This is a genomic window from Nonomuraea sp. NPDC049637 (assembly GCF_040675235.1).
Taxonomy (GTDB): domain Bacteria; phylum Actinomycetota; class Actinomycetes; order Streptosporangiales; family Streptosporangiaceae; genus Nonomuraea.
Genome location: NZ_JBFAOM010000003.1, coordinates 64,666 through 85,209 on the forward strand (window position 1 = coordinate 64,666; position 20,544 = coordinate 85,209).

General features: G+C 72.2%; 17 protein-coding genes. 7 read left to right on the plus strand and 10 right to left on the minus strand.

From position 1 onward, the window contains the following. The first annotated feature begins 1 nt into the window (after nucleotide 1). Together AB0J71_RS05050 and AB0J71_RS05055 are read left to right on the plus strand one after the other, a co-directional pair. Nucleotides 2–1,603, plus strand: a complete 1,602-nt coding sequence (locus tag AB0J71_RS05050) for an IucA/IucC family protein (RefSeq protein WP_352320716.1) — start codon at nucleotides 2–4, stop codon at nucleotides 1,601–1,603. 104 nt (nucleotides 1,604–1,707) lie between these two features. Next, complete coding sequence (locus AB0J71_RS05055; RefSeq protein ID WP_352320718.1) at nucleotides 1,708–2,790, plus strand: STAS domain-containing protein; 1,083 nt, start codon at nucleotides 1,708–1,710, stop codon at nucleotides 2,788–2,790. On the opposite strand, the gene AB0J71_RS05060 is transcribed toward AB0J71_RS05055, so the two are convergent. Further along, the gene (locus tag AB0J71_RS05060) at nucleotides 2,776–3,540 is read right to left on the minus strand and encodes an SDR family oxidoreductase (RefSeq protein WP_352320720.1); all 765 of its coding nucleotides are present in this window, start codon (nucleotides 3,538–3,540) and stop codon (nucleotides 2,776–2,778) included. The genes AB0J71_RS05055 and AB0J71_RS05060 overlap by 15 nt on opposite strands. A 211-nt stretch (nucleotides 3,541–3,751) precedes the next feature. Then, complete coding sequence (locus AB0J71_RS05065) at nucleotides 3,752–4,711, minus strand: endo alpha-1,4 polygalactosaminidase (protein WP_364412845.1); 960 nt, start codon at nucleotides 4,709–4,711, stop codon at nucleotides 3,752–3,754. Between the two features lie 159 nt (nucleotides 4,712–4,870). Between AB0J71_RS05065 and AB0J71_RS05070 the strand changes: the two genes are divergently transcribed. Genes AB0J71_RS05070 through AB0J71_RS05080 form a run of 3 tightly spaced genes read left to right on the plus strand, consistent with a single transcriptional unit; the run spans nucleotide 4,871 to nucleotide 7,886 of the window. Then, the gene (locus AB0J71_RS05070) at nucleotides 4,871–6,157 is read left to right on the plus strand and encodes an ABC transporter substrate-binding protein (RefSeq protein ID WP_364412848.1); all 1,287 of its coding nucleotides are present in this window, start codon (nucleotides 4,871–4,873) and stop codon (nucleotides 6,155–6,157) included. Then, nucleotides 6,154–7,074: a sugar ABC transporter permease gene (locus AB0J71_RS05075; RefSeq protein ID WP_364412851.1), complete on the plus strand. Its 921-nt coding sequence runs from the start codon at nucleotides 6,154–6,156 to the stop codon at nucleotides 7,072–7,074. The genes AB0J71_RS05070 and AB0J71_RS05075 overlap by 4 nt, the downstream gene beginning before the upstream one ends. Next, nucleotides 7,071–7,886: a carbohydrate ABC transporter permease gene (locus AB0J71_RS05080; protein WP_352325274.1), complete on the plus strand. Its 816-nt coding sequence runs from the start codon at nucleotides 7,071–7,073 to the stop codon at nucleotides 7,884–7,886. The genes AB0J71_RS05075 and AB0J71_RS05080 overlap by 4 nt, the downstream gene beginning before the upstream one ends. Here AB0J71_RS05080 and AB0J71_RS05085 read toward each other — a convergent pair. The 4 genes from AB0J71_RS05085 to AB0J71_RS05100 form a co-directional block, all read right to left on the minus strand. Beyond that, nucleotides 7,876–8,706 carry an SMP-30/gluconolactonase/LRE family protein gene (locus AB0J71_RS05085; RefSeq protein ID WP_352325275.1) on the minus strand — a complete coding sequence of 277 codons (831 nt, stop codon included), beginning with the start codon at nucleotides 8,704–8,706 and terminating at the stop codon, nucleotides 7,876–7,878. The genes AB0J71_RS05080 and AB0J71_RS05085 overlap by 11 nt on opposite strands. A gap of 189 nt (nucleotides 8,707–8,895) precedes the next feature. Then, nucleotides 8,896–9,654, minus strand: coding sequence for an IclR family transcriptional regulator (locus AB0J71_RS05090; protein ID WP_352325277.1), 759 nt, complete (start codon nucleotides 9,652–9,654; stop codon nucleotides 8,896–8,898). Nucleotides 9,655–9,796: 142 nt separating this feature from the next. Then, nucleotides 9,797–10,891 carry a sialidase family protein gene (locus AB0J71_RS05095; protein ID WP_352325278.1) on the minus strand — a complete coding sequence of 365 codons (1,095 nt, stop codon included), beginning with the start codon at nucleotides 10,889–10,891 and terminating at the stop codon, nucleotides 9,797–9,799. Beyond that, nucleotides 10,888–12,270, minus strand: coding sequence for a hypothetical protein (locus AB0J71_RS05100; RefSeq protein WP_364412854.1), 1,383 nt, complete (start codon nucleotides 12,268–12,270; stop codon nucleotides 10,888–10,890). The genes AB0J71_RS05095 and AB0J71_RS05100 overlap by 4 nt, the downstream gene beginning before the upstream one ends. A 163-nt stretch (nucleotides 12,271–12,433) precedes the next feature. Here AB0J71_RS05100 and AB0J71_RS05105 point away from each other — a divergent pair, with 163 nt between their 5' ends. After that, complete coding sequence (locus tag AB0J71_RS05105) at nucleotides 12,434–13,840, plus strand: NAD(P)/FAD-dependent oxidoreductase (protein WP_352325280.1); 1,407 nt, start codon at nucleotides 12,434–12,436, stop codon at nucleotides 13,838–13,840. On the opposite strand, the gene AB0J71_RS05110 is transcribed toward AB0J71_RS05105, so the two are convergent. The 4 genes from AB0J71_RS05110 to AB0J71_RS05125 form a co-directional block, all read right to left on the minus strand. Continuing rightward, nucleotides 13,828–14,238, minus strand: coding sequence for an STAS domain-containing protein (locus tag AB0J71_RS05110; protein ID WP_352325281.1), 411 nt, complete (start codon nucleotides 14,236–14,238; stop codon nucleotides 13,828–13,830). The genes AB0J71_RS05105 and AB0J71_RS05110 overlap by 13 nt on opposite strands. A 121-nt stretch (nucleotides 14,239–14,359) precedes the next feature. Continuing rightward, on the minus strand, nucleotides 14,360–15,358 hold the full coding sequence (locus AB0J71_RS05115; protein ID WP_352325283.1) for a hypothetical protein: 999 nt from the start codon (nucleotides 15,356–15,358) through the stop codon (nucleotides 14,360–14,362). Next, nucleotides 15,355–16,524: a hypothetical protein gene (locus AB0J71_RS05120; protein ID WP_364412857.1), complete on the minus strand. Its 1,170-nt coding sequence runs from the start codon at nucleotides 16,522–16,524 to the stop codon at nucleotides 15,355–15,357. Before AB0J71_RS05120 ends, AB0J71_RS05115 begins: the two co-directional genes overlap by 4 nt. A gap of 106 nt (nucleotides 16,525–16,630) precedes the next feature. Then, nucleotides 16,631–17,926, minus strand: coding sequence for a cytochrome P450 (locus AB0J71_RS05125; protein WP_364412860.1), 1,296 nt, complete (start codon nucleotides 17,924–17,926; stop codon nucleotides 16,631–16,633). 204 nt (nucleotides 17,927–18,130) lie between these two features. Here AB0J71_RS05125 and AB0J71_RS05130 point away from each other — a divergent pair, with 204 nt between their 5' ends. Next, entirely contained in the window at nucleotides 18,131–20,317 is a 2,187-nt protein-coding gene (locus AB0J71_RS05130; RefSeq protein ID WP_364412863.1) for a transglycosylase domain-containing protein, read from the plus strand. Nucleotides 20,318–20,544: the final 227 nt, after the last annotated feature.

Here is a 20,544-nt window from a genome sequence, read left to right on the forward strand (position 1 = left end):
CATGCGGCATTCTGCGGCGCGGTTCGCGCGGGAGCTGGCCGCCGTGCGCCCGGACCTCACGCCCGGCTACGCCGCGGCCCTGCCGGGGGCGCGGGCCGCCGTCATGGGACGGCTGTGGCGGGGCCTGCTCTGCGAGCCCCTGCCGGGCCTCGCCGCGCCGGTCGCCGCGGATGACGGCCTGTGCGTACGGCTCTCGGACGGGCGCGAGCTGACCGGCCGGGCCCGGCTGCCCTACGACCTGGCCGACGAGCCGGTGCTGCGGCTGGACGGCGTCCCCTACCGCGACCCGGCCGAGCTGCTGGCGGCGCTCGGCCTGCCCGGCGCGGACGGGCTGGTCGCCGACCTGGACAACAGCGTCGCCTCCCTGGCGTTGTCCCGGGCGGGCGCGGCCTCCCCGCCGCGCGAGCCGGGACCGGAACGGTACGAGCAGAGCGTGGTCGACGGCCATCCCTACCATCCGGGCTGCCGCAACCGGCCGGGGGTGTCGGTGGCCGAGCAACTGGCGTACATGCCGGAGCACCGGCCCGTCGTCGCGCTCGACCTGGTCGCGGTGCCCGCCGCCGAATGCCTGGTCACCGGGCCGTGGCCGGGCTCGCTCATGGACGGCGACCGGCTGCTGCTGCCCGTCCACCCCTGGCAGACCCGGCACGTGCTGGCCGGGCTGGGGGTGCGCCCGTACGCGATCGGGGCGTTGCCGTGCCATCCGCTGATGTCCGTACGCACCCTCGCGCCCCTGGACGGCGGCCCGCACCTCAAGACGGCGTTCACCGCCCGGATGACCTCCGGCGTCAGGGACATCTCCCCCGGCTCGGTACGCGACTGCGTCCCCCTGTCGGACCTGCTCACCGCCCTGTCGGCGCGGCTCGGCGGCCGTCCGCGCATCGCCCGCTACCTGTCGGGCGCCGCGGGGGCCGTGCGCGGCGAGCACACCGCCGACCTGTCGGTCATGCTGCGCGATCCGACGCCCCGCGTGCCCGGCCACACCGTGCTGCCCGTCGCCGCCCTCACCGCCCCGGGCCAGTGGGACGCGCCGCGCGGCGAGGAGGCCGGCGAGTGGCTGGCGGCCTTCGCCGGCGTGGCGACGGCGGCGGCGCTCGGCCTGCTGGCCCTCGGCGTCGCGCTGGAGGCCCACGGCCAGAACCTGCTGGTCGTGCTGGACCGGCGGGGCCGCCCGGTCGAGCTGGTCTACCGCGACCTGGCCGACGTGCGCATCAGCCCGGCCCGGCTGGCCCGCAACGGCTTCGGGACGCCGCCGGTCAGCCCGCGGCTGCTCAGCGACGATCCCGGCGTCCTGCACGCCAAGCTGTTCGGCTCGCTCGTCGGCACCACGTTCGGCAGTCTCGTCTCCCAGCTGGGAGAGGGCGACCGTACCGCCGAGTCACGTCTGTGGGCCGTCGTGGCGCGGGCCGCGCGGCGGGCCTTCGACGCGCTCCCCGACACCCCCGACGTGCGCGCCGACCGCGAGGCCCTGTTCGGCGAGCGGATCCGGGTGAAGGCCCACCTGCTCGCCCGGCTCGCGGGCGCCCCGCCCGGCGATAGCTGGACGACGCTGCCCAACCCGCTCACCCAGGGAGCCTCCTGGGGCCTCGCTCACGCTCGGTGAGCGCCTGGCTCTTTTCCCGCAGGAGGAGGAGGATGGGGCATGCAGCCGGACCCTGCTGCGCGTCGATCTCCGATCACGCAGAGTTCAGGGAAGGAGCGAATCCGATGATGCAGCTCTCCGTACGGCTCGTGCCCGTGGGCGACACCACCCTGGTGGTCGCCCTGGCGGGCGAGCTCGACTCGACGACCAGCCCCATCCTGGCCGCCTTCCTCGACCCCCTGCCGCGCTCGCGGGTGAAGCACGTGATCGTCGCGGCGGGCGACCTCTGGTTCTGCGACCTCAACGGCCTCGAACAGCTCGCGATCACCCACCGGGCCATGCAGGAGAAGGGCGGCCACCTGGCCGTCGCCGAGGCCCAGCCCGCGCTGTGCCGACTCATCGCGCTCATGACCGAGCACGGCGGCACCGCGATCCCCCTGTTCAGCACGATGCCCGACGCCCTGGCCGGGACCGGCGTCGAGATCTACGAGCAGACCGGCCCGCCCAGGCCGGTCAGCCGCCACCTGGCCTGCTTCCGCCGGGCCCGCGGCCCCCGCTCCGAGCACCACGGCACCCGCCGGCTCCGGCCGCAACGGGACGAGACGCCCATCACCCCCGACCGCCAGGAGAACCTGCCGCCGCCCGATCGCTGGTCCGCGATCGTCGGCCGGCTGCGTTCGGCCAACGCCGAGCTGCTGCGCGCGAACGAGGAGCTGCGCTCGGCCAACGCCGAACTGCGCCACGCCCACGACGCGCTCACCGCCCGCGCCGCCGAGCTGCGCCGCGCCAACGACGCGCTGGTCGCCCGCATGGCCGAGCTCGACGAGGTCGCCCGGATCACCGCCTCGCTGGTCCACGGGCTGGGCGACGCGGCGGTGGTGCTCGACGCCGACATGCGGGTGCTCATCTGGGGGGCGGAGGCTGAGGAGTTGTGGGGGGTGCGGGCCGGGGAGGCGGTGGGCCGTCCGCTGGCGTCGCTGGGCACGGGGTTGCCGGTGGAGCGGATCGTCCCGCTCGTGCGCGACACGCCGGCCGGGGGCACGGCCCGGGCCGGAGCCAGGACGGTCGCGCTCGACGCGGTCAACGGCCGCGGACGGCCGACGCAGCTCACCGTCGAGCTGTCCCGCCTGCGTCCCGGCGACGACTCCGGGCACGGCCTGATCATCGCCATGAAGGTGCCGCGCCCCGGCGACTCACATGATCGCTAGCTGACCGCCGTCGATCACCAGCTCGGTGCCGTGCACGAACGCGGCGTCGTCCGAGGCGAGGAAGGCGTAGGCGGCGGCGACCTCCTCGGCGAGCCCGGCCCGGCCCAGCGGGATGTGGTCGCGTTCGTAGGCGGAGACGAAGTCGTCGGCGAGCCCCGACGAGATCGAGGCGTTCAGCGGGGTGCGGATGTAGCCGGGGCACAGGGCGTTGACCCGGATGCCGTGCCTGCCGAGCTCGACGGCCATGGTCTTGGTCAGCAGCAGCACGCCGCCCTTGGAGGCGTTGTAGTGGGCGTAGTCGGCCTCGCCGCCGAGGCCGTTGGTCGAGGACATGTTGAGTATCACGCCGCCCGTCCCCTGTTCCACCAGGTGGCGGGCGACGGTCTGGGCCATCAGGAACATGCCGCGCAGGTTCACCGAGATGATCCGGTCCCAATGGTCGGGGGTGATCTCCAGGAACGGCTCCCGCCAGGCCGTTCCGGCGTTGTTGACCAGCACGTCCACGCCGCCCATGGCCTCGATCGCGCCCGCGGCCAGCCGTGCGACGTCGTCGTGCGAGCTGACGTCGCCGCTCAGCCCGCCCACCTCGCCGAGCGGCGCGAGCTCGGTGACGGTGCGCTCGACCTCGTCGCCGGCCAGCCCGGTGAGCACCACCCGCGAGCCCTCCTCCAGGAACCTGCGGGCGGTGGCGGCTCCGATGCCGCTGCTGCCCCCGCTGATCAGCACCCTCTTGCCGGCCAGTCCGCGCATGACGCCGTCCTTCCTCACCGCACCGCGCCGCGTGCCGCGACGCGCAGACCTGTGGTGACCTGCCCGTCAGGGCATCCATTCCGTATCCTGCACTGACATTCCGTCACACGGAACCAGAGCACATTCTGTGACGACATCAGATGGGGGTGTCACGGCCGGACGACCGTGAGACCCCCGCCGGGGCCCTAACCCGTGACGGGCGGAACCCCTGTCACTTGCACGGCTTGTACGGCGTGTCCTTCAGCGAGTAGTCCACGGCCTTCTTGATCGCGTTGATGCCGAGCTTGGCCGCCTTAGGGCAGAAGGACGACGGCGCCGTCTCGTACTCGACCTGGAACACCGGCTTGCCCGCCTTGACGAAGACGCTCAACTTGGCGCACTCGTCGTACTGGAAGCACTCCTCGTTGACGGCGTAGTCGAAGCTGGACACCAGCTCGGCCGCCTGGCTGAGGTCGTTCTTCAGCGCCGCGGACAGGCCCTTGCGGTGGGCCAGGTCGGCCAGCGCCCTGTTGTAGGTGAGCTGGGTGGCGGGGCTGACGGTCCAGCCGGTGACCGACTTGCCCTCCTCGTGGGCGTTGACGACGTCGAACTCGACCCCGTCGAAGCCGGCCTGGGCGCACTTGTCGACCCGGGCCTCCATCATCTTCAGCAGGAAGTCCCGCTGGCCCTGGTCGTTGTTGATGTTGGCCCAGCGCTCGTTGGGGAACTCGGCGCTGAACGGCTTGCCGAGCAGGGAGTTGCCGTGGCTCTTGTGCCAGGCGACGAACTGCTGGTAGTCGGGCCGGTACTCCTCGATCGAGCCGGCGTCGACGTAGCAGACGGCCTTCGCGCCGCGGGCGTGGACGGCCTTCACCGCCGCGGTGTTGAGCGTGGTGTTGTTGCCCACCACGTCGCCGTCGGCGTAGAGGTCGATGTCGAACACCGCCGGCCGGACGCAGGCGCCGCCCGACTGGGGGACCACGCAGATGTCGACGTTGACGCCCCCGGTGGCGGCGTACTTGGCGTTGCCCTGGAGCTGGTACTGCCAGCGGCTCTGCAGCGGCGGCTTCCATGGCCCCGCCTGCGTCGCCCCGGCCGCTCCCGCCGTCTGCGCTGCGGCCGGTGCGGCGAGCGCCGCGAGCGGCGCGCAGCTCAGTGCGGCGACCGCGGTCAGCCGGGCCAAGAGAGTCATGGTTCGCACGTTCGCGCCCTCATTCCGCCTAGTGGAACTCTAGTCTGCATTGTGGATGCGTGACTATACTCGCCGCACGCAGCGGGCCGCCACGCCCGCCGTGCTCTGTGGAGGGAACCCCATGGCACGACTCATTCACCACATCCGTGAGACCGCCCGATGAGGCCCCGTACGACGCCGGCCGTCGTCGCCCTGGCTCTGGCCGCGGCGAGCTGCGGCGGCGGCGGACAGGTACGGGCGGACGGCCCGGTCGAGATCACCATCTGGCACGGCCAGGAGGACACCTCGGCGAAGTCGATCGAGAAGCTGGTCGCCCGGTTCAACCAGAGTCACCCCGACATCAAGGTCGGCACCGAGTCCGGCGGCGCGACCGCAGACGGCATGCTACCCAAGATCACGGCCGCGCTCACCTCGGACGCCTACCCCGACATCGCCTACCTGTACGGCTCCTGGGCCCCCAACGTGGCCAGGAACCCCAAGACCGCCGACCTCACCTCCCGGGTCAAGGACCCGGCCGTCGGCTGGGACGACTTCTGGGCCAACGAGCGCGAGGCGGTCACCGTCCAGGGCAAGGTCATCGGCTTCCCCGCCGTGGTGGACAACATGGTGGTCCTCTACAACAAGAAGCTGCTGGCCAAGGCGGGCGTCAAGGCCCCCGGCCCCGACTGGACCTGGGACGACTTCCGCGACATCGCCAGGAGGACCACCGACCCGCAGAAGGGCGTCTTCGGCACGACCTGGGCGATCAGCGGCGGCGAGGAGGCCGTCTGGGGGCTCTGGCCGCTGCTGTGGCAGGCGGGCGGCGACATCCTCACCCCCGACCACAAGAAGTCGGCGTTCAACTCCGCGGCCGGGCAGCAGGCGCTCGGCCTGGTCCGGAGCATGGCCGTGGACGACAGGTCGGTCTATCTCGACTCCAGCCCTGCCGAGAAGGGCCAGAAGCTGTTCGAGTCCGGGCGGCTGGCCATGTTCCTGTCCGGCCCCTGGGTGCTGCCCGACCTCCAGGCGGCCAAGGTGGACTACGGCGTCGCGCGGCTGCCCGGCACGAACGGCAACCACGAGACCGTCTCCGGCCCGGACAACTGGGTGGTGTTCGAGCACGACGAGCGCCGCGTCAAGGCGGCGACCACGTTCCTGAGCTGGCTGACGGCGGCGGAGCAGCAGCTCGTGTGGATGACCGACACGGGCTCGCTGCCCATCAGGGCGTCGATCACCAAGCTGCCCGGCTACCAGGACTATCTGAAGAGATATCCGGGCATCGAGGTGATCTCCGAGAACCTGGCCAACGCCAAGCGGGTCAGGCCGCCCACCACCAAGTACCCCCGCGTGTCGTCCTTCGTCGCCGAGGCCATCGCGCAGGCGCTGCTGGGCAAGGCCGACGCCAAGACCGCCCTGGACGAGGCCGCGGCCAAGTCCGACGCGGTGCTGGCGGTGCCGGGCTCATGAGCAGCGCCGCCGTCGGCGCGCCCGCCGCCCGGCACGCCAGGAGGACCCGCGGGCTCGGCGACCACGTCGCGGGCTGGTCGTTCGCGGGCCCCGCCACGCTGATCATCCTCGGGTTCGCGCTGGTGCCGATGGCGTGGGCGCTGGCGTTGTCGTTCACCGACTCCGACCTGATGAAGACGCCCGAGAACGTCGGCCTGGACAACTACCGGGCGCTGTTCCAGGACCCGGTGTTCTTCCAGGCGGTGCGCAACACCGGGCTGCTGCTGGTGCTCTACATCCCCGCCTCGCTGGTCTTCGGCCTGGTGGTGGCGGTGCTGCTGAACAGGAAGGTGCGCGGGATCGGCTTCTACCGGACCGCCTTCCTGGTCCCGTACGTGGCCTCGGCCACCTCCGCCGGCCTGCTCATGGGCTACATCTTCGACCGCGACTTCGGCCTGATGAACGGCGTGCTCGGCCGGCTCGGCCTGCCGCTCCAGGGCTTCCTGAGCAGCCCGTCGCAGGCCATGTACGTGCTCACGCTGATCTTCTTCTGGACCCGGTTCGGCTTCGCCGTGGTGATCTACCTGGCAGCCATCCAGGAGATCGACAAGTCGGTGCTGGAGGCCGCCTCCATCGACGGCGCGGGGCGGTGGGCCACGTTCCGGCACATCGTCGTCCCGTCCGTACGGCCGATCACGGTCTTCCTCGCGGTCTGGGGTGTGATCGACGCGCTGCAGTTCTTCGACCTGGTCATGACCACCACCCAGGGCGGCCCGGCCAGCGCGACCGTGACCATCGTCTACTACGTCTGGCAGCTCGCCTTCCGCTACTCGGCCGCCGGGTACGGCGCGGCCGTGGCGTACACGCTGTTCGCCGGGACGCTGCTGCTGATCGTCGCGGGCCTGGTGGTCGCGCGGCGGAGAGGGGCCGTGCGATGAGGCGACGCCTGCCCAGCAAGTGGCACCTGGTGCTCGCGCCGATGTCGGTGGTGACGCTGCTGCCGTTCGTGTGGCTGGTGCTCAGCTCGGTCATGACGCAGGCCGAGCTGAACAGGTTCCCGCCGCCGATCCTGCCGGAGGGCGTCGACCTCGGCGGCTACCGCACGGTCATGGAGCGCTCCGACTTCCCCCGCTGGTTCCTCAACAGCGTGCTGGTGTCGAGCGCCATCGTGGCGGCGCAGGTCGTGCTCTGCAGCATGGCCGGGTACGCCTTCGCCCGGATCCGTTTCATCGGCTCCCGGCTGACGCTGGTCCTGATCATCGCGACCGCGCTGATCCCGTTCCAGCTCACCGTGATCCCGACGTTCCTGATGTTCAGCCAGGCCGGGCTGGTGGACACGCTCGGGGCGCTGGTCATCCCGCAGCTCAGCTCGTCGGTCGGGATCTACCTGATGACGTCGTTCTTCCAGTCCTTCCCGAGGGAGCTGGAGGAGGCGGCGCGGATCGACGGGTGCTCGCGGGTCGCGCTGTTCTTCCGGGTGGTGCTGCCGGTCGCCAAGCCGGCGCTGGCGGCGCTCGCCGTGATCACGTTCATCACGGCCTGGAACGACCTCTTCTGGCCGCTGGTGGTGATCAACTCCGAGGCGAACTACACCGTGCAGGCGGGGCTGACCACGTTCCAGGGCCAGCACCGGGCCGACTGGCCCGCGATCATGGCGGGCACGGTGCTGACCACCCTGCCGGTGCTGGCCGTGTTCCTGTTCGGCCAGCGCCGGTTCGTGCAGGCGCTGACCGGGGCGGTCAAGGGGTGAGGCCGCGGTAGGGGTTGGCGGGCAGGCCGGTGTGGGGGGTGCGGCAGCGCCACAGCTCCCCGCCGGCGGCGCCGTCCCAGGCGGTGGTCACGTAGAGCACGTCGAGGTCGGGGCCGCCGAAGGCGCAGCTCGTCACGTTGGCCGCGGGGACCTCCACGGTGAGGTCCGTACGCCCGTCCGGGCGCAGCCGCACGACCGCCGCGCCGCCCCACAGCGCGACCCACACGTGGCCGGCGGTGTCCACGGTCAGGCCGTCGGGGCTCGGCAGGGCGGCGAACTCCCGGCGGCCGTCGAGCGTGCCGGTCGCCGGGTCGTAGTCGAAGACGTCGATCCGGTCGGTCGCGGTGTCCACGTAGTACATCAGGCGCTCGTCGGGGCTCCAGCCGACGCCGTTCGAGATCGTGACGCCGTCCAGCACCTTGTCGCACGTACGGTCCTGGCTCAGGCGGTAGAGCGAGCCCGCGCCGGGGGTGTCGTCCTCGGCCTTGGTGCCGGCGAAGAAGCGGCCCGCGCGGTCGCAGGCGCCGTCGTTCATCCGGTTGCCCGCGGGCTCGGGCGGCCGGGCGACCAGTTCGGTGCGGCCGTCCGCGTGGCGGGCGAAGCCGTCCCCCAGGGCCAGCATGAGGCCGCCGGAGGCGTGCGGCACGGCGACGCCGACCGGCCGGCCCAGCTCGATCGTCTCCCGCTCGTCGCCGGCCGGGTCGAGCCGGTGCACGTGGCCGGCGGGGATGTCGACCCACAGCAGGGTGCCCGTGGCGGCGTCCCACCTCGGGCCCTCCGCGAGGGCGGCCCGGGGGACGGGGACCTTCTCCAGCTTCATGCCCATGCATCCTTCTGGTCCGTGATACGGAATGCTGTTCCGCATTCCATCTGACCGTAGCTGGTCGAGTTCCCTTTGGGGAGAGGGGGGAGCCGACGCCACCGCACGATGCGGAGGCCCGGGGGCCGGGGCCCGGCGCGGCAGGACTGCGGCGGGGGCGGGAGCGGAGGCGGGCGGCTCGGGGTGGGGTCAGACCTGGGCGGAGATGGCGCGGCGGAGGCCGAGGCCGACCTCTTCGAGGCGGGCGACGGACATGCGGTCCTTGATCGCGGTCACGCTCACCGCCGCCACCGGCGCGGTCTTGCCCAGGAAGACCGGCGCCGCCACGCACCGCACCCCCGGCTCGTTCTCCTCCAGGTCGAGCGCGTACCCCCGCTGCCTGACCTGGTCGAGGTGGGTGGCCAGCTTGGCGGGGTTCGTGATCGTGTTCCTGGTCCTGGCCGACAGCGGCCCGTAGCGCTCGGCCCACGCCCTGACCGCCTCGTCCGTGGGGTACGTCCAGGCCAGCAGCGCCTTGCCCACGCCCGTGCAGTGGGCCGCGTTGCGCCCGCCGACCACCGAAGTCATGGTGATCGACCGGACCGCCTCGACCTTGTCCAGGTAGACGACCTCGCCGCCGTCGAGCATGGCCATGTGCACGGTCTCGGAGAACTCCTCGCTCAGCCGCAGCAGCAGCGGCCGGACGAGCGTGCGCAGATCCATCGTCTCGTAGAACCGGAAGGCCGTGGCCAGCATCTCGGTGCCGAGGAAGTACGGCCCGCTAGGCTCCGGCTGGGCCGCGAAGCCCCGGTGCTTCAGCGCGCCGAGCAGACGGTGGAGCGAGCTCTTCGGCAGCCGCAGCCTGGTGGCCAGCTCGTCGAGCGTCACTCCCCTGCTGTGCCTCCCGATCTCCTGCAGGATCAGCAGGGCACGATCGACGCTCCCCACAGGGGACTGGGTCTCAGCCACTGAACTCTCCCTCGCCTGTTCCGCTGATCGGAATGCTAGCGCGTAATACGGAACACTCCGCACACGCGGTCGCACAGTGGTCGTCTCAGCGTAGTCAGCACAGCCCTGTGTCAGCACAGAGCCGCGGGAAAGGAACGGGCGGCTACGCCCGGCGGGGGTCGAGCCCGGCGACCGGGATGCGCCGGAAGGCGATGGTCTCGTACGGCCCGAAGTCGCCGGTCTCGAACAGCAGCCCCACCGTGTCGTCGTCCACCCTGACCAGGTCGGAGTAGGCGGCGGGCAGGCCCGACACGGTGTGCACGGGATGCCAGGTGACCCCGGCGTCGGTGCTGGCCCGTACCGTCATCAGAGCCCGCGCGTCGGGCGCGGCCGGGCCGGAGAACAGCAGCACGCCGGGCGGCTCGCACCACAGCACGCTGCCCTCCACCACCGGCCCCGCCAGCCCGGCCTGCGGGCGGAAGGGCAGGTCGAGCCGCTGCCCGCCGTCGGAGGAGCAGGCGTCGGCGCGGGTGCCCGGCGCGGCGGAGTCCGTCCTGGCGTTGAGGTAGAGGCGGCCGTCGGGCAGCTCGGTCGCGGTGGTCTCGTTGACGTTGACGTAGCCGTCGGGGTTGTCGTCCACGTAGCCGATGCGCCAGGTACGGCCGCCGTCGTCGCTGAGCAGCGCGTGGCCGCCGTCGTACCGTCCCTCGGTGCCGTCGTCCGAGCCGGACGGGGGCAGGGAGTGGTTGCCCGGCACCACGACGCGCCCGCTCCGGAGCCGGACGGCGTGCCCGGGGCCGGTGGCGTACCAGCGCCACTCGGGGCGCCTGACCTGGGCGGTGATCTCGCGCGGGGCCGGCCAGCTGACCCCGTCGTCCGCGCTGACCTGGACGAACACCCGCCGCGCCGCGGCCGCCGGCACCTGGCCGCGCCTGATCTTCGCCTCCGTCGCCGCCGGGCCCTGCCGGACCGTGACGAGCAGGATCCGGCCGTCGTCCAGCACCACGGGCGCGGGGTTGCCGACCGCGCCGCGGTTCGGTTCCGTGGCGACCACCTGGAGCGGGCCCCACGTCAGGCCGCCGTCGGAGGACCGCCTGAGCACCAGGTCGATGTGCCCCGAGTCACCGGCGGACCCGCGCCGCCCCTCGGCGAAGGCGAGGAGCGTCCCGGCCCCGGTCACCACGACCGCCGGGATGCGGAAGGTGTGATAACCCTCGGTCGCCGCCCGGTACACCACGGACGTGGGGTAAGGAGTCATGCGCGAACGCTAGGCCCCGCAGGTGAACGTCTCCCGACCTCCGGCGGACGTCCCGGTGCCAGCCCGGCGGCCAGGCAGGCCAGGGGGAGAGCCGGCACGACGTACCGCACGTCGTACCCGCTCAGGAAGGACGGCGCCACGACCAGCACGGCGGCGGCCACACCGGGCAGCAGCGCGTCCGGCCGCCGCCTTACGGCCGCCACCGCGAGCGCGCCCCCGAGCAGCGCCATGAGCACCGGGTACGGCAGGTAGCCGAAGCGCTGGTAGGCCCGCAGCCAGCCCGCGTAGGGCTCGACGATCCGCGTGTCCGCCGGCCCGCCCTCGTACGCCCCGGCGATCCGCCGTACGGACGCGCGCAGCGGGCGCTCCTCGTAGGGGAACCAGTACGGATTGGTCTTCCTGTCCGACGCCTTCCTGGCCGTGGTGCGCTCCCAGCGCAGCAGCCACCGCAGGTCGCGCCCGACGGCGGCCAGGTAGTCGCCGGGCTGGGCGAGGACGGCCTCGCGGGCGAAGCGGCCGGCCGGCGCGTTCCGGTCGCCGGTGACGGCGGCCAGGGTGGGCCCCCACATCCAGTGGGCGGGAGAGGGCCGCCCGGCCACCGGCGTCCTCGGGCAGAGAGGGGCCAGCTCGGGCTCCGGCCTGATGACCGAGCAGTCGGCGAAGGTCATCGTGCGGGCCCACAGGAACAGGCCGTCGGCCCTGGTCAGGCCGAAGGTGCCGCTGGTGGCCCACATCCAGGAGGCGTACCCGAGCAGCGGCGCCGCGCCCGCCAGGACCAGGCAGAGCAGCGCGCGCGGCCCGGGACGGCGCAGCAGCAGGCAGGCGGCGGCCACCACGAGGACGGCCACCCCGATCGTGCGGGTGACGGCGGCCAGGCCGAGCAGCACGCCGCCGGCGGCCGCCGTGACCGGGGTGAGCCGGCCCGACAGGGCCAGGATCCCGGCCGTGACCAGCACGGTGAACAGCGCGTCCGCCATGATCATGTGTTCCAGCAGGATCAGGAACTCGTCGTACAGCAGCGGCGCGACGGCGGCCGTCGCGCCCCAGCCAGGCAGGCCACGCCGCCGCAGCAGGGCGTAGACGGCCACGGCGAGCGCCAGCCCCGACGCGTGCTGCACGGCGGCCACCAGCGCCAGGCTCTTGCCGGGCCCGAGCGCGGCCAGGAAGAGCGAGTACCCGAGCGGCCGGAACGCCCCGGGCACGGGGTCGGCCGCGGCCTCCAGATAGGAGAACGAGTCCGCCCAGAACCACAGCGCGGGCCGGTACCCCGCCATCGCGAGCAGCCGCAGCGCGACGGCGGGCACCAGCGCGACCAGCAGCACCCGATGCCGCCCCAGGGCGTTTCCGGGCAGCACGAACACAGGAGACGGCACCGGCATGGGGAGCTCCTTCATGGGAGTGCCGAGCGGGCTCCCCCGGACGGCGCGGGCATCTACCCGGTCTCTCCGTCGCGGGCCGAAAGGGTTCACGCCCGTGGCCACCTCGGGCGGCGCGAGCAGGGCATGAAAGAGTGCGAATCGAAGACGAGTGTGGGGAGGCAGCGTGGCTGAGGAGTTCGACGTCATCGTGATCGGGGCCGGTCCGGCGGGCGAGAACGTCGTCGCGCGGGCGGTGCGCGGCGGGCTGAGCGCCGCGATCGTCGAGGAGCGGCTGGCCGGCGGCGAGTGCTCCTACTGGGCGTGCATCCCGAGCAAGGCGCTGCTGCGCCCGGTCGACCTGGCCGGCGAGGTGTCCCGGGTGCCGGGGCTCTCCCTCGGGCCGATCGACGTGGCCGCGGTGCTCGCCCGGCGCGACGAGGCGGTCTCGCGCTACGACGACTCAGGCCAGGTGAGCTGGGTCGAGGGCGTGCCGGCGGAGTTCGTCCGCGGCAGGGGGCGGCTCGACGGCGAGCGGCGGGTGGTCGTCACGACCCCCGACGGCGGCGAGCGGGTGCTCACGGCCCGGCAGGCGGTCGTGCTCGCCACCGGCAGCACGGCGGCGGTCCCGCCGGTGCCCGGCATGGCCGAGGCGAAGCCGTGGACCAGCCACGAGGTCACCGCCGCGACGAAGGTGCCCGAACGCCTGGTGGTGATCGGCGGCGGCGTGGTCGCCTGCGAGATGGCGCAGGCCATGCACGGGCTCGGCGCGCGGCAGACGACCGTGCTGGTGCGCGGCGGCGGGCTGCTGGCCAGGATCGAGCCGTTCGCGGGCGAGCTGGTGGCCCGGTCGTTCGCCGAGGCGGGCATCGACGTGCGCCTGCACACCGACGTGGTCAGGGTCGAGCGGCCCGAGCCGGGCGGCAAGGTGACCGTGCACCTGTCGGAGGGCCCGCCGCTGGAGGCCGACGAGCTGCTGGTGGCCACCGGCCGCAAGGTCGCCACCCGTGGGATCGGGCTGGACACGGTCGGCCTGCCCGACGACGCGCCCGTCGAGGTCGACGACAGCATGCGGGCCACCGGCGTGCCGGGCGGCTGGCTCTACGCCGTCGGCGACGTCAACGGCCGCACGCTGCTCACCCACATGGGCAAGTACCAGGCCAGGATCTGCGGCGACGTGATCGCGGCGCGGGCGCACGGCGACGACCTGCCCGCCATGCGCGACCTGGCCGACGGCTTCGGCGCGCCGCAGGTGGTCTTCACCGACCCGCAGGTCTGCGCGGTCGGCCGTACGGAGGCCGAGGCCAGGGAGGCCGGCTTCCGGGTGCGCGCGGTGGAGTACGACCTCGGCTCGGTCTCGGGCGCGTACCTGCTGGGCGACGGCTACCGGGGGCACGCCAAGGCCGTGGTGGACGAGGACAGGAAGGTGCTGCTCGGCGTCACCTTCGCCGGTCCGGGCGTCGGCGAGCTGCTGCACGCCGCCACGATCGCGGTCACCGGCGAGGTGCCGCTCGACCGGCTGTGGCACGCCGTGCCGTCGTTCCCGACCGTGAGCGAGATCTGGCTGCGGCTGCTGGAGACCTACGGGTTGTAGGCGACGCCCGACGTCCCCCCGGACCATGTCGGGGGGACGGGCGGCGGGACGGCGCCCACCGTCAGCTCCGCCACGGTCTCCTCGACGCTGCCGCGCAGCTCGACGTGGGAGAGCAGGTCCGTCAGCCGCAGCGCCGACAGCAGGTGGTCGGACGGTCTGACCACGATGATCCGGCCGCCCGGCTCCGCCTCCATCCGCTGGATCGCCGTGGCCAGCACGCCGATGGCGGAGGAGTCGTAGAAGACCAGGTCGGCCAGGTCGAAGACGAGGACGGGTCCGGGCGACCAGTCCCACACCGTGTTGACGTGGGCGCTGAACCTGACCCGTCCCGCGTGGTCGAGCTCGCCCGTGGCGCGCATGACGGTGCACTGCTGATGCCGGATCGTCTCGATGCTCAAACCGTTCCCGCCCACCCATGACAACTGCCCTCAGAACGGCGTTATCACAGGTGATCACCAGTTTCCCGTCGAAACGGCGGGCTCTCGCAGGTCGCGCGGCACGAGGGAGCCGGCGCCCCCGCTAGTCCGAGGTGCCGGACTCCAGCGTCGGCAGCACGCCCGGAACCCGCTCGATCACCACGAGGAACGGCGAGACCGTCGGGCTCGGCAGGACGAGCTCGGTGACGTTCCCGTGGACGGTCTGCCCGAAGGGCCCGGCCACGCCGTCCCTGAGGCTGTAGACGCGCTCCACCGTCGGGGCCGCCGTGCCGAGGAGCTTCCTGGTGGCGTGCCGCAGCCAGCGCAGCTCGCTGTTGACCCGCCGCCAGGTCGCCGGGATCATGCTGGCCGCCTCCGCCTTCGTGCCCAGCCGCAGCGTGATCCGCCCGCTGGCCCCGAACGTGTCGCGCAGCACCGGGTTGACCACGAACATGCCCGACCGCAGGACGCGCACGCCCTGCCGGTTGACGTTGGCCAGGCCGCCGCCGCTGATCAGCGAGGACAGCTCGCAGCGGGAGCCGTCGAGCGTGTCGGGGTCGTAGTCGACCTCGGGCGGCTCCTCGAACACGATCTTGTTCAGCCGCAGCCCGGCCGCCCCGTCGTCCTGGACCCGGCCGGACAGGAACGTGCGCACCTCGTCGCAGACGCCGTCGCCCTCCATGATGTCCAGGGCCTCGACGCAGATCAGCCCGTCGTCCGGGATTTCCTCGGGGGTCAGGTCGAAGGCCACGCGGGCGTGCGGGTTGCGGCCGCGCAGCAGCACGCACTGGCGCAGGCGGCCCTGGGAACGGATCTGGACGCAGCGGGGCGTCGTGAAGTCGGGGCCCGTCCTGCCGGTGTGCCAGCCGCTGACCGACCGCTCGTCCATGGACAGCGACATCTGCACCCGCAGCGGCCGTCCCTGCGCGGACACCTTGAAGCCGACCAGCCCGGACGTCTCGAACCTGCCCACGATCTGGCTGCCCCGGTGCAGCCGGTCGATCACCTGCAGCGCGGGGAACCGCCCGCTGGTCACGTGCACGGGCGGGATCGCGGGCAGGATCACCGGGTCGAGCTCTGTGATGGGTCCTGTTCCGGTCATCGGGCGCTCCTCGCGGGGGTCAGTGGGGTCTTGGCCAGGTCCTGGAAGTCGAATCGGGTGAGTACGGGGTCGCGCCGCTCCCACATGCGGCGCACCGCCTCGAAGAGCGGGTCGCCGTCGGGCTCGGCGTGCCGCAGGGCGACCGCCAGGGCCCGCGGATAGTCGGGGCCGAGCTCCCAGCGCGGCAGGACCTGGGTCGGCACGTCGGCGCCGCAGCGCCGCAGCCACAACCACAGGCGGGCACGCTCGCGCTGCTCCGGGCCGAGGATCGTCTCCGCCTTGCCGTGCACGGCGACGGCCTCGCCGAGCCGGTCGCGCAGCTCCTCCGGCGTGCGCGCCAGATGGGTGGCCCCGCAGGCGGCGCCCTCCGACCAGCCGGCCTGGATGACGGGGACGCCGTAGGCGGGCAGATCGCTGCCGCCGAACGTGACGGCGACGTCGGTCATGCTCCACAGGATGTTCGGCGACAGCAGGCCGGAGCGCAGGCGGTCGAGGAACAGCCAGTTGGCCGACTCCTCGGTGGCCGCGTACCGCTCGGTCTCCTGGAACAGCTCGGTGTCGCGGCCCGGCATGTGGCCGAACACCGTGATCGTGGGCCGGCCGGGGTCCAGGCGCAGCCTGGAGCAGCCGTAGAGGCGGAGCTGGCGGCGTTCGGTGTCGGTGCGGACCTGGTAGCCCTCCTTGGCCCGCCAGGCCGTACGCTCGGCGCTCGGCCGGATCGCCTCCCTGTTGGGCCAGATCTGGCGCTCGAAGAACTCCGCGATCCGGCCGGGCAGCTCCTCGCCGAAGGAGACGGGGGTCTGAGCCGGGAAGAGCGCGTACGCCTGCAGCGACCCGGTGCCGTGCACGTGCACGACCGGGATGTCGGTGCGCACGCCGGGATCGATCCGGCTGGTGACCAGCGCGTCGGGCGGCCCGAGATCGGCGGCGGCCCCGAACGCCTCGGCCAGCGGCCGCCACCGCGGGTCGGTGAGCACGACCAGCCGGGCCGACAGCAGCCCGCACACGGCCTTGGCCACCATGACGGTGCGCACCACCGCCCGGACGTCCTCGTCGAACGCCTCGGCCACCACGCAACCCGTGTCGCCGGCGCTGTCCCCCCAGTACGCCCTGGCGGCCGAGACCAGTTGATCGACCTGCTCCTCGTCGTCCACGACACGACGCATGAAATCCTCCACCAAGGCCAGGAAGAACCGCCCCGGTGAACGTTGCCAGACCCTCGCGCGCGCACCCGCGCGACAACACGCTTCTTTGCCCGGCGCTGCCCGAATCTCAGACGGCCTCGACCTGGTCGATGACGAAACGGCTGTTGGGGACGGCCGGGGCGCGCCACGACGGCATGCGCAGGTCCTGGGCCGGCACGCCGTAGGTCATCCAGCGGGTCAGCGCGGTCACCGCCAGCTTCATCAGGTCCACGGTGATCCACTCGCCGGGGCACCGGTGCCCTTCGTAGTGGTCGCCGCCGCCCTGGGGGACGAAGTCGTACTCGCCGCCGTCCCATTCGGCGAACCGTTCCGGGCGGAACTCGCCTGGGCGGTCCCACAGGCGCGGGTCGTGGTCGATGCCGTACAGGTCGAGCAGTGTCCGCCGGCCCTGCGGGAAGTGCTCGCCGTTCCAGGTGAAGGGCTTGGCCACCCTGGCGGCGACGAACGGGAAGAACGGGTAGAACCGGCGTACCTCCTGGACGAAGTGCTCGACGAACTGCTCGTCGCCCTCGCGGACGCGCTCGTAGTACTCCGGGTGGGCGTGCAGGGCCATGGCCGCGAACGTCACGAACCTGGCCACCGCCACCGTGGGACGCAGCACGTTGTGCAGCTCGACGGCCGCGGTCCTGGCCGGGAGCAGGGTGCCGTCGGGGTCGCGGTAGCCCGCGATCAGGCCGGTCACCGTGCCGGCGAAGCGGCCGGGGTCCTCGCGGGCGAAGCGGATCAGGCCGGACAGCCACAGGTCGCCCTTGATCCGGGCGTACCGGCCGCGCAGGTAGCGGGGGCCGAGCCCGCCCGCGCCCTCGATGGCCGCCTGGAGGGTGGCGGTGACCTCGGGCACCCGCGCCGGCGGCAGCGGCACGCCCGTCCAGTCGCAGACCGCCTGGCACAGCAGCCTGCTGACCTCCTCGTACAGGACGACCCGCGGCATGCCCTGCCAGGCGCGGATGCGCTCGCGCCAGCGCCGGCCGGCCAGCTCCGCCAGCCGGTCGCGGCCCTCCCGGCCCATCAGCGACATGAACATGGCCTTGCGCGCCCGGTGGGTCTCGCCGTCGAGGGCCTGCACGCCGTTCCTGCCGAACAGCGTCGCCTGGAGCCGCCGGGGCGCGGCGCCGTCCCGGACGAACAGCTCGGGGTCGTAGAACACCTCGGCGGCCTGCGCGCCGGTCATGCAGATGGTCGGCTGGAGCAGCAGCCGCGTCTCGAAGACGTCGGAATCGAGCCGCCGCGCCCGGTCGCCGATGAAGCGGTACGGGTCGAGCAGCAGCGTCAGGGTGTCGTCCAGGACGGGCCTCCGGCGGGGAGCGGTGACCGGCTCACGGACCCGTGCCTGCTCGCGTGGCAACACTCGGTGAGAAGTCATGACCACGCCCTATCCCCGCAGACCCACAGGAAACGAATTCGACGGGAAACCCGGCGAACCAAATCCCGTGGTTCGGCGTCTCACCCGGGGTAGAAGCATCCACCGCCGGCGCGCGCTTCGTCTTTTTACAGAGAGCAGGTCATGGGCGGGTTTAGGATGCACCCAAAAGCCGAGATGGGGAGGTTTTTCCGCATGGGTTCCCGAATGTCGAGCATCGTGCGCCTGACCGGGGCTGCGATGGCCGCGGGAGTGGTGGCCGCGGCCATCGCGTTGCCGGCGGTCGGCGGCACCGGAGCGATGTTCGTCTCGGCATCCGAGGAACTGAACATCAAACCGGAAGACCTCAAAGAACCGCCGCTCGCCGAGAAGACGACCGTCCTCGACGCCAAGGGCAACCAGATCGCCCAGTTCTACGAGGAGTACCGCGAGAACGTCTCGCTCGACCAGGTGGCCGACATCATGAAGACGGCCATCATCTCCATCGAGGACTACCGCTTCTACGAGCACGGCGCGATCGACATCGAGGGCACCGTGCGCGCCCTCGCCAAGAACCTCAGCAGGGGCGGCATCGCCCAGGGTGGCTCCTCCATCACCCAGCAGTACGTCAAGCAGGTGCTGCTCAACTCGGCCACCACCGAGAAGGAGAAGAACGCGGCCCTCGAAGCCAGCTACGCCCGCAAGCTCAAGGAGCTGCGCTACGCGATGGCGGTCGAGGAGAAGTACAGCAAGGACGAGATCCTCGGCAAGTACCTCAACATCGCCTACTTCGGCGCCGGCGCGTACGGCGTCGAGGCGGCGGCCAAGCGGTTCTTCGGCGTCTCGGCGGCCGAGCTGACGCTCCCCCAGGCGGCCACGCTGGCCGGCGCGGTCCAGGACCCGAACCGGACCGACCCCAACCTGGGCAAGGAGTCGCGCGCGCAACTGCTCAACCGGCGCAACGTGGTGCTCGACCGGATGCTGGAGCTCAAGAAGATCACTCCTGAGCAGCACGAGGAGGCCAGGGCCAAGAAGCTCGGCTACAAGGGCACCCCGCTGCCCGGCGGCTGCGGCGCCAGCCAGTACCCGTACTTCTGCATGTACGTGCGCAACGAGATCCTGAGCAACCCGGCCTTCGGCAAGACCAAGAAGGCCCGCACCCAGTTCCTCAACCGGGGCGGCCTGGAGATCAAGACCACGATCGACCCGAAGATGCAGAAGGCCGCCGAGGAGGCCATCAAGAAGCACGTCTACGCCTCCGACAACCCGGTCGCCTCCGAGGCCCTGGTCAAGCCGGGCACGGGCGAGATCAAGGCCATGGCCGCCAGCCGCAAGTACGGCAACTCCAGGCGCAAGCACGAGATGTCGTACAACGTGGTGGCCGACGCGGTGCACGGCGGCGGCGTCGGCTTCCAGGCCGGCTCGACGTTCAAGACGTTCACCCTGCTCACCGCGCTCAAGCAGGGCATGAAGATCAACGACGGCTTCAACGTGGGCAGCGGCTACACCGCCCCCAACTACTGGGCGTTCAAGAACTGCAAGGGCCAGAACGTCGGCGACCCCACCCACACCGTCACCAACGACGAGGGCGGCGGCGGCTTCAAGTCGCTGGCCACCGGCACCTGGGGCTCGGTGAACACGTTCTTCATGACGCTGGAGCAGAAGGTCGGCCTCTGCAAGGTGGTCGAGACCGCCAAGTCGCTCGGCATCAAGCGCTCCGACGGCGGCAAGCTCCAGGAGTTCGAGACGTTCACGCTCGGCATCAACGAGATGGACCCGGTGACCGTGGCCACGGCCTACGCGGCGATCGGCGCGCGCGGCAAGTACTGCCCGCCGACGGCCATCACCCAGATCACCGACCGCAACGGCAAGGTGACCGAGTACAAGCCCAAGTGCACGCAGGCGTTCGACCCCGAGGTCGCCGACGCGGCGGCGAACATCCTGTCCGGCGTCTTCACCAAGGGCACGATGCGAGGGGTCGGCGGCATCGGCCGGCCGGCGGCGGGCAAGACCGGCACCACCGACGACCAGGCCACCGCCTGGTTCGCCGGGTTCACCCCCGACCTGGCCGGCGCGGTCAGCATCGGCGACCCGCGCGGCTCGACGACCCACAAGCTGAACAGCATCACCATCGGCGGCAAGTACTACCCCTCGGTCTTCGGCGCCTCGATCCCCGGCCCGATCTGGAACGCCACCATGAAGGCCGCGCTCAAGGGCACCCCGGCGACGGCCTTCACCCCGGTCGACTCCTCCCGCTTCGGCGGCTGCGGCCAGGGCTGCGCCCCCCGCAGGCAGGAGCCCGACGACAGGGACCAGGGCCTCACCGACGTCAACCCCGACGGCGACTTCGGCCCCGGCCAGGGTTACCAGTTCGGCGACGGCAACGGTCACGGCCGCGGCCGGGGCAGGCGCTAGAGACAGGCGTCAGGGGTATCCGGCGCGTCCCGGATACCCCTTACGGACGGGCAATATGTCGTGATCGACCTGCGGCGGGAAAACCTCGGGCGGTGACCACCGCCCCCACCTGAGCAGATTCGGCGGGCGTCCGCACACCCGGACGCACCCCCTGCAAAGGCCCTATTAACAGCGACGAAACATTGGTAACGTGGGAGCGCTCCCAGGATCTTTCCGCGAGGTGCTCC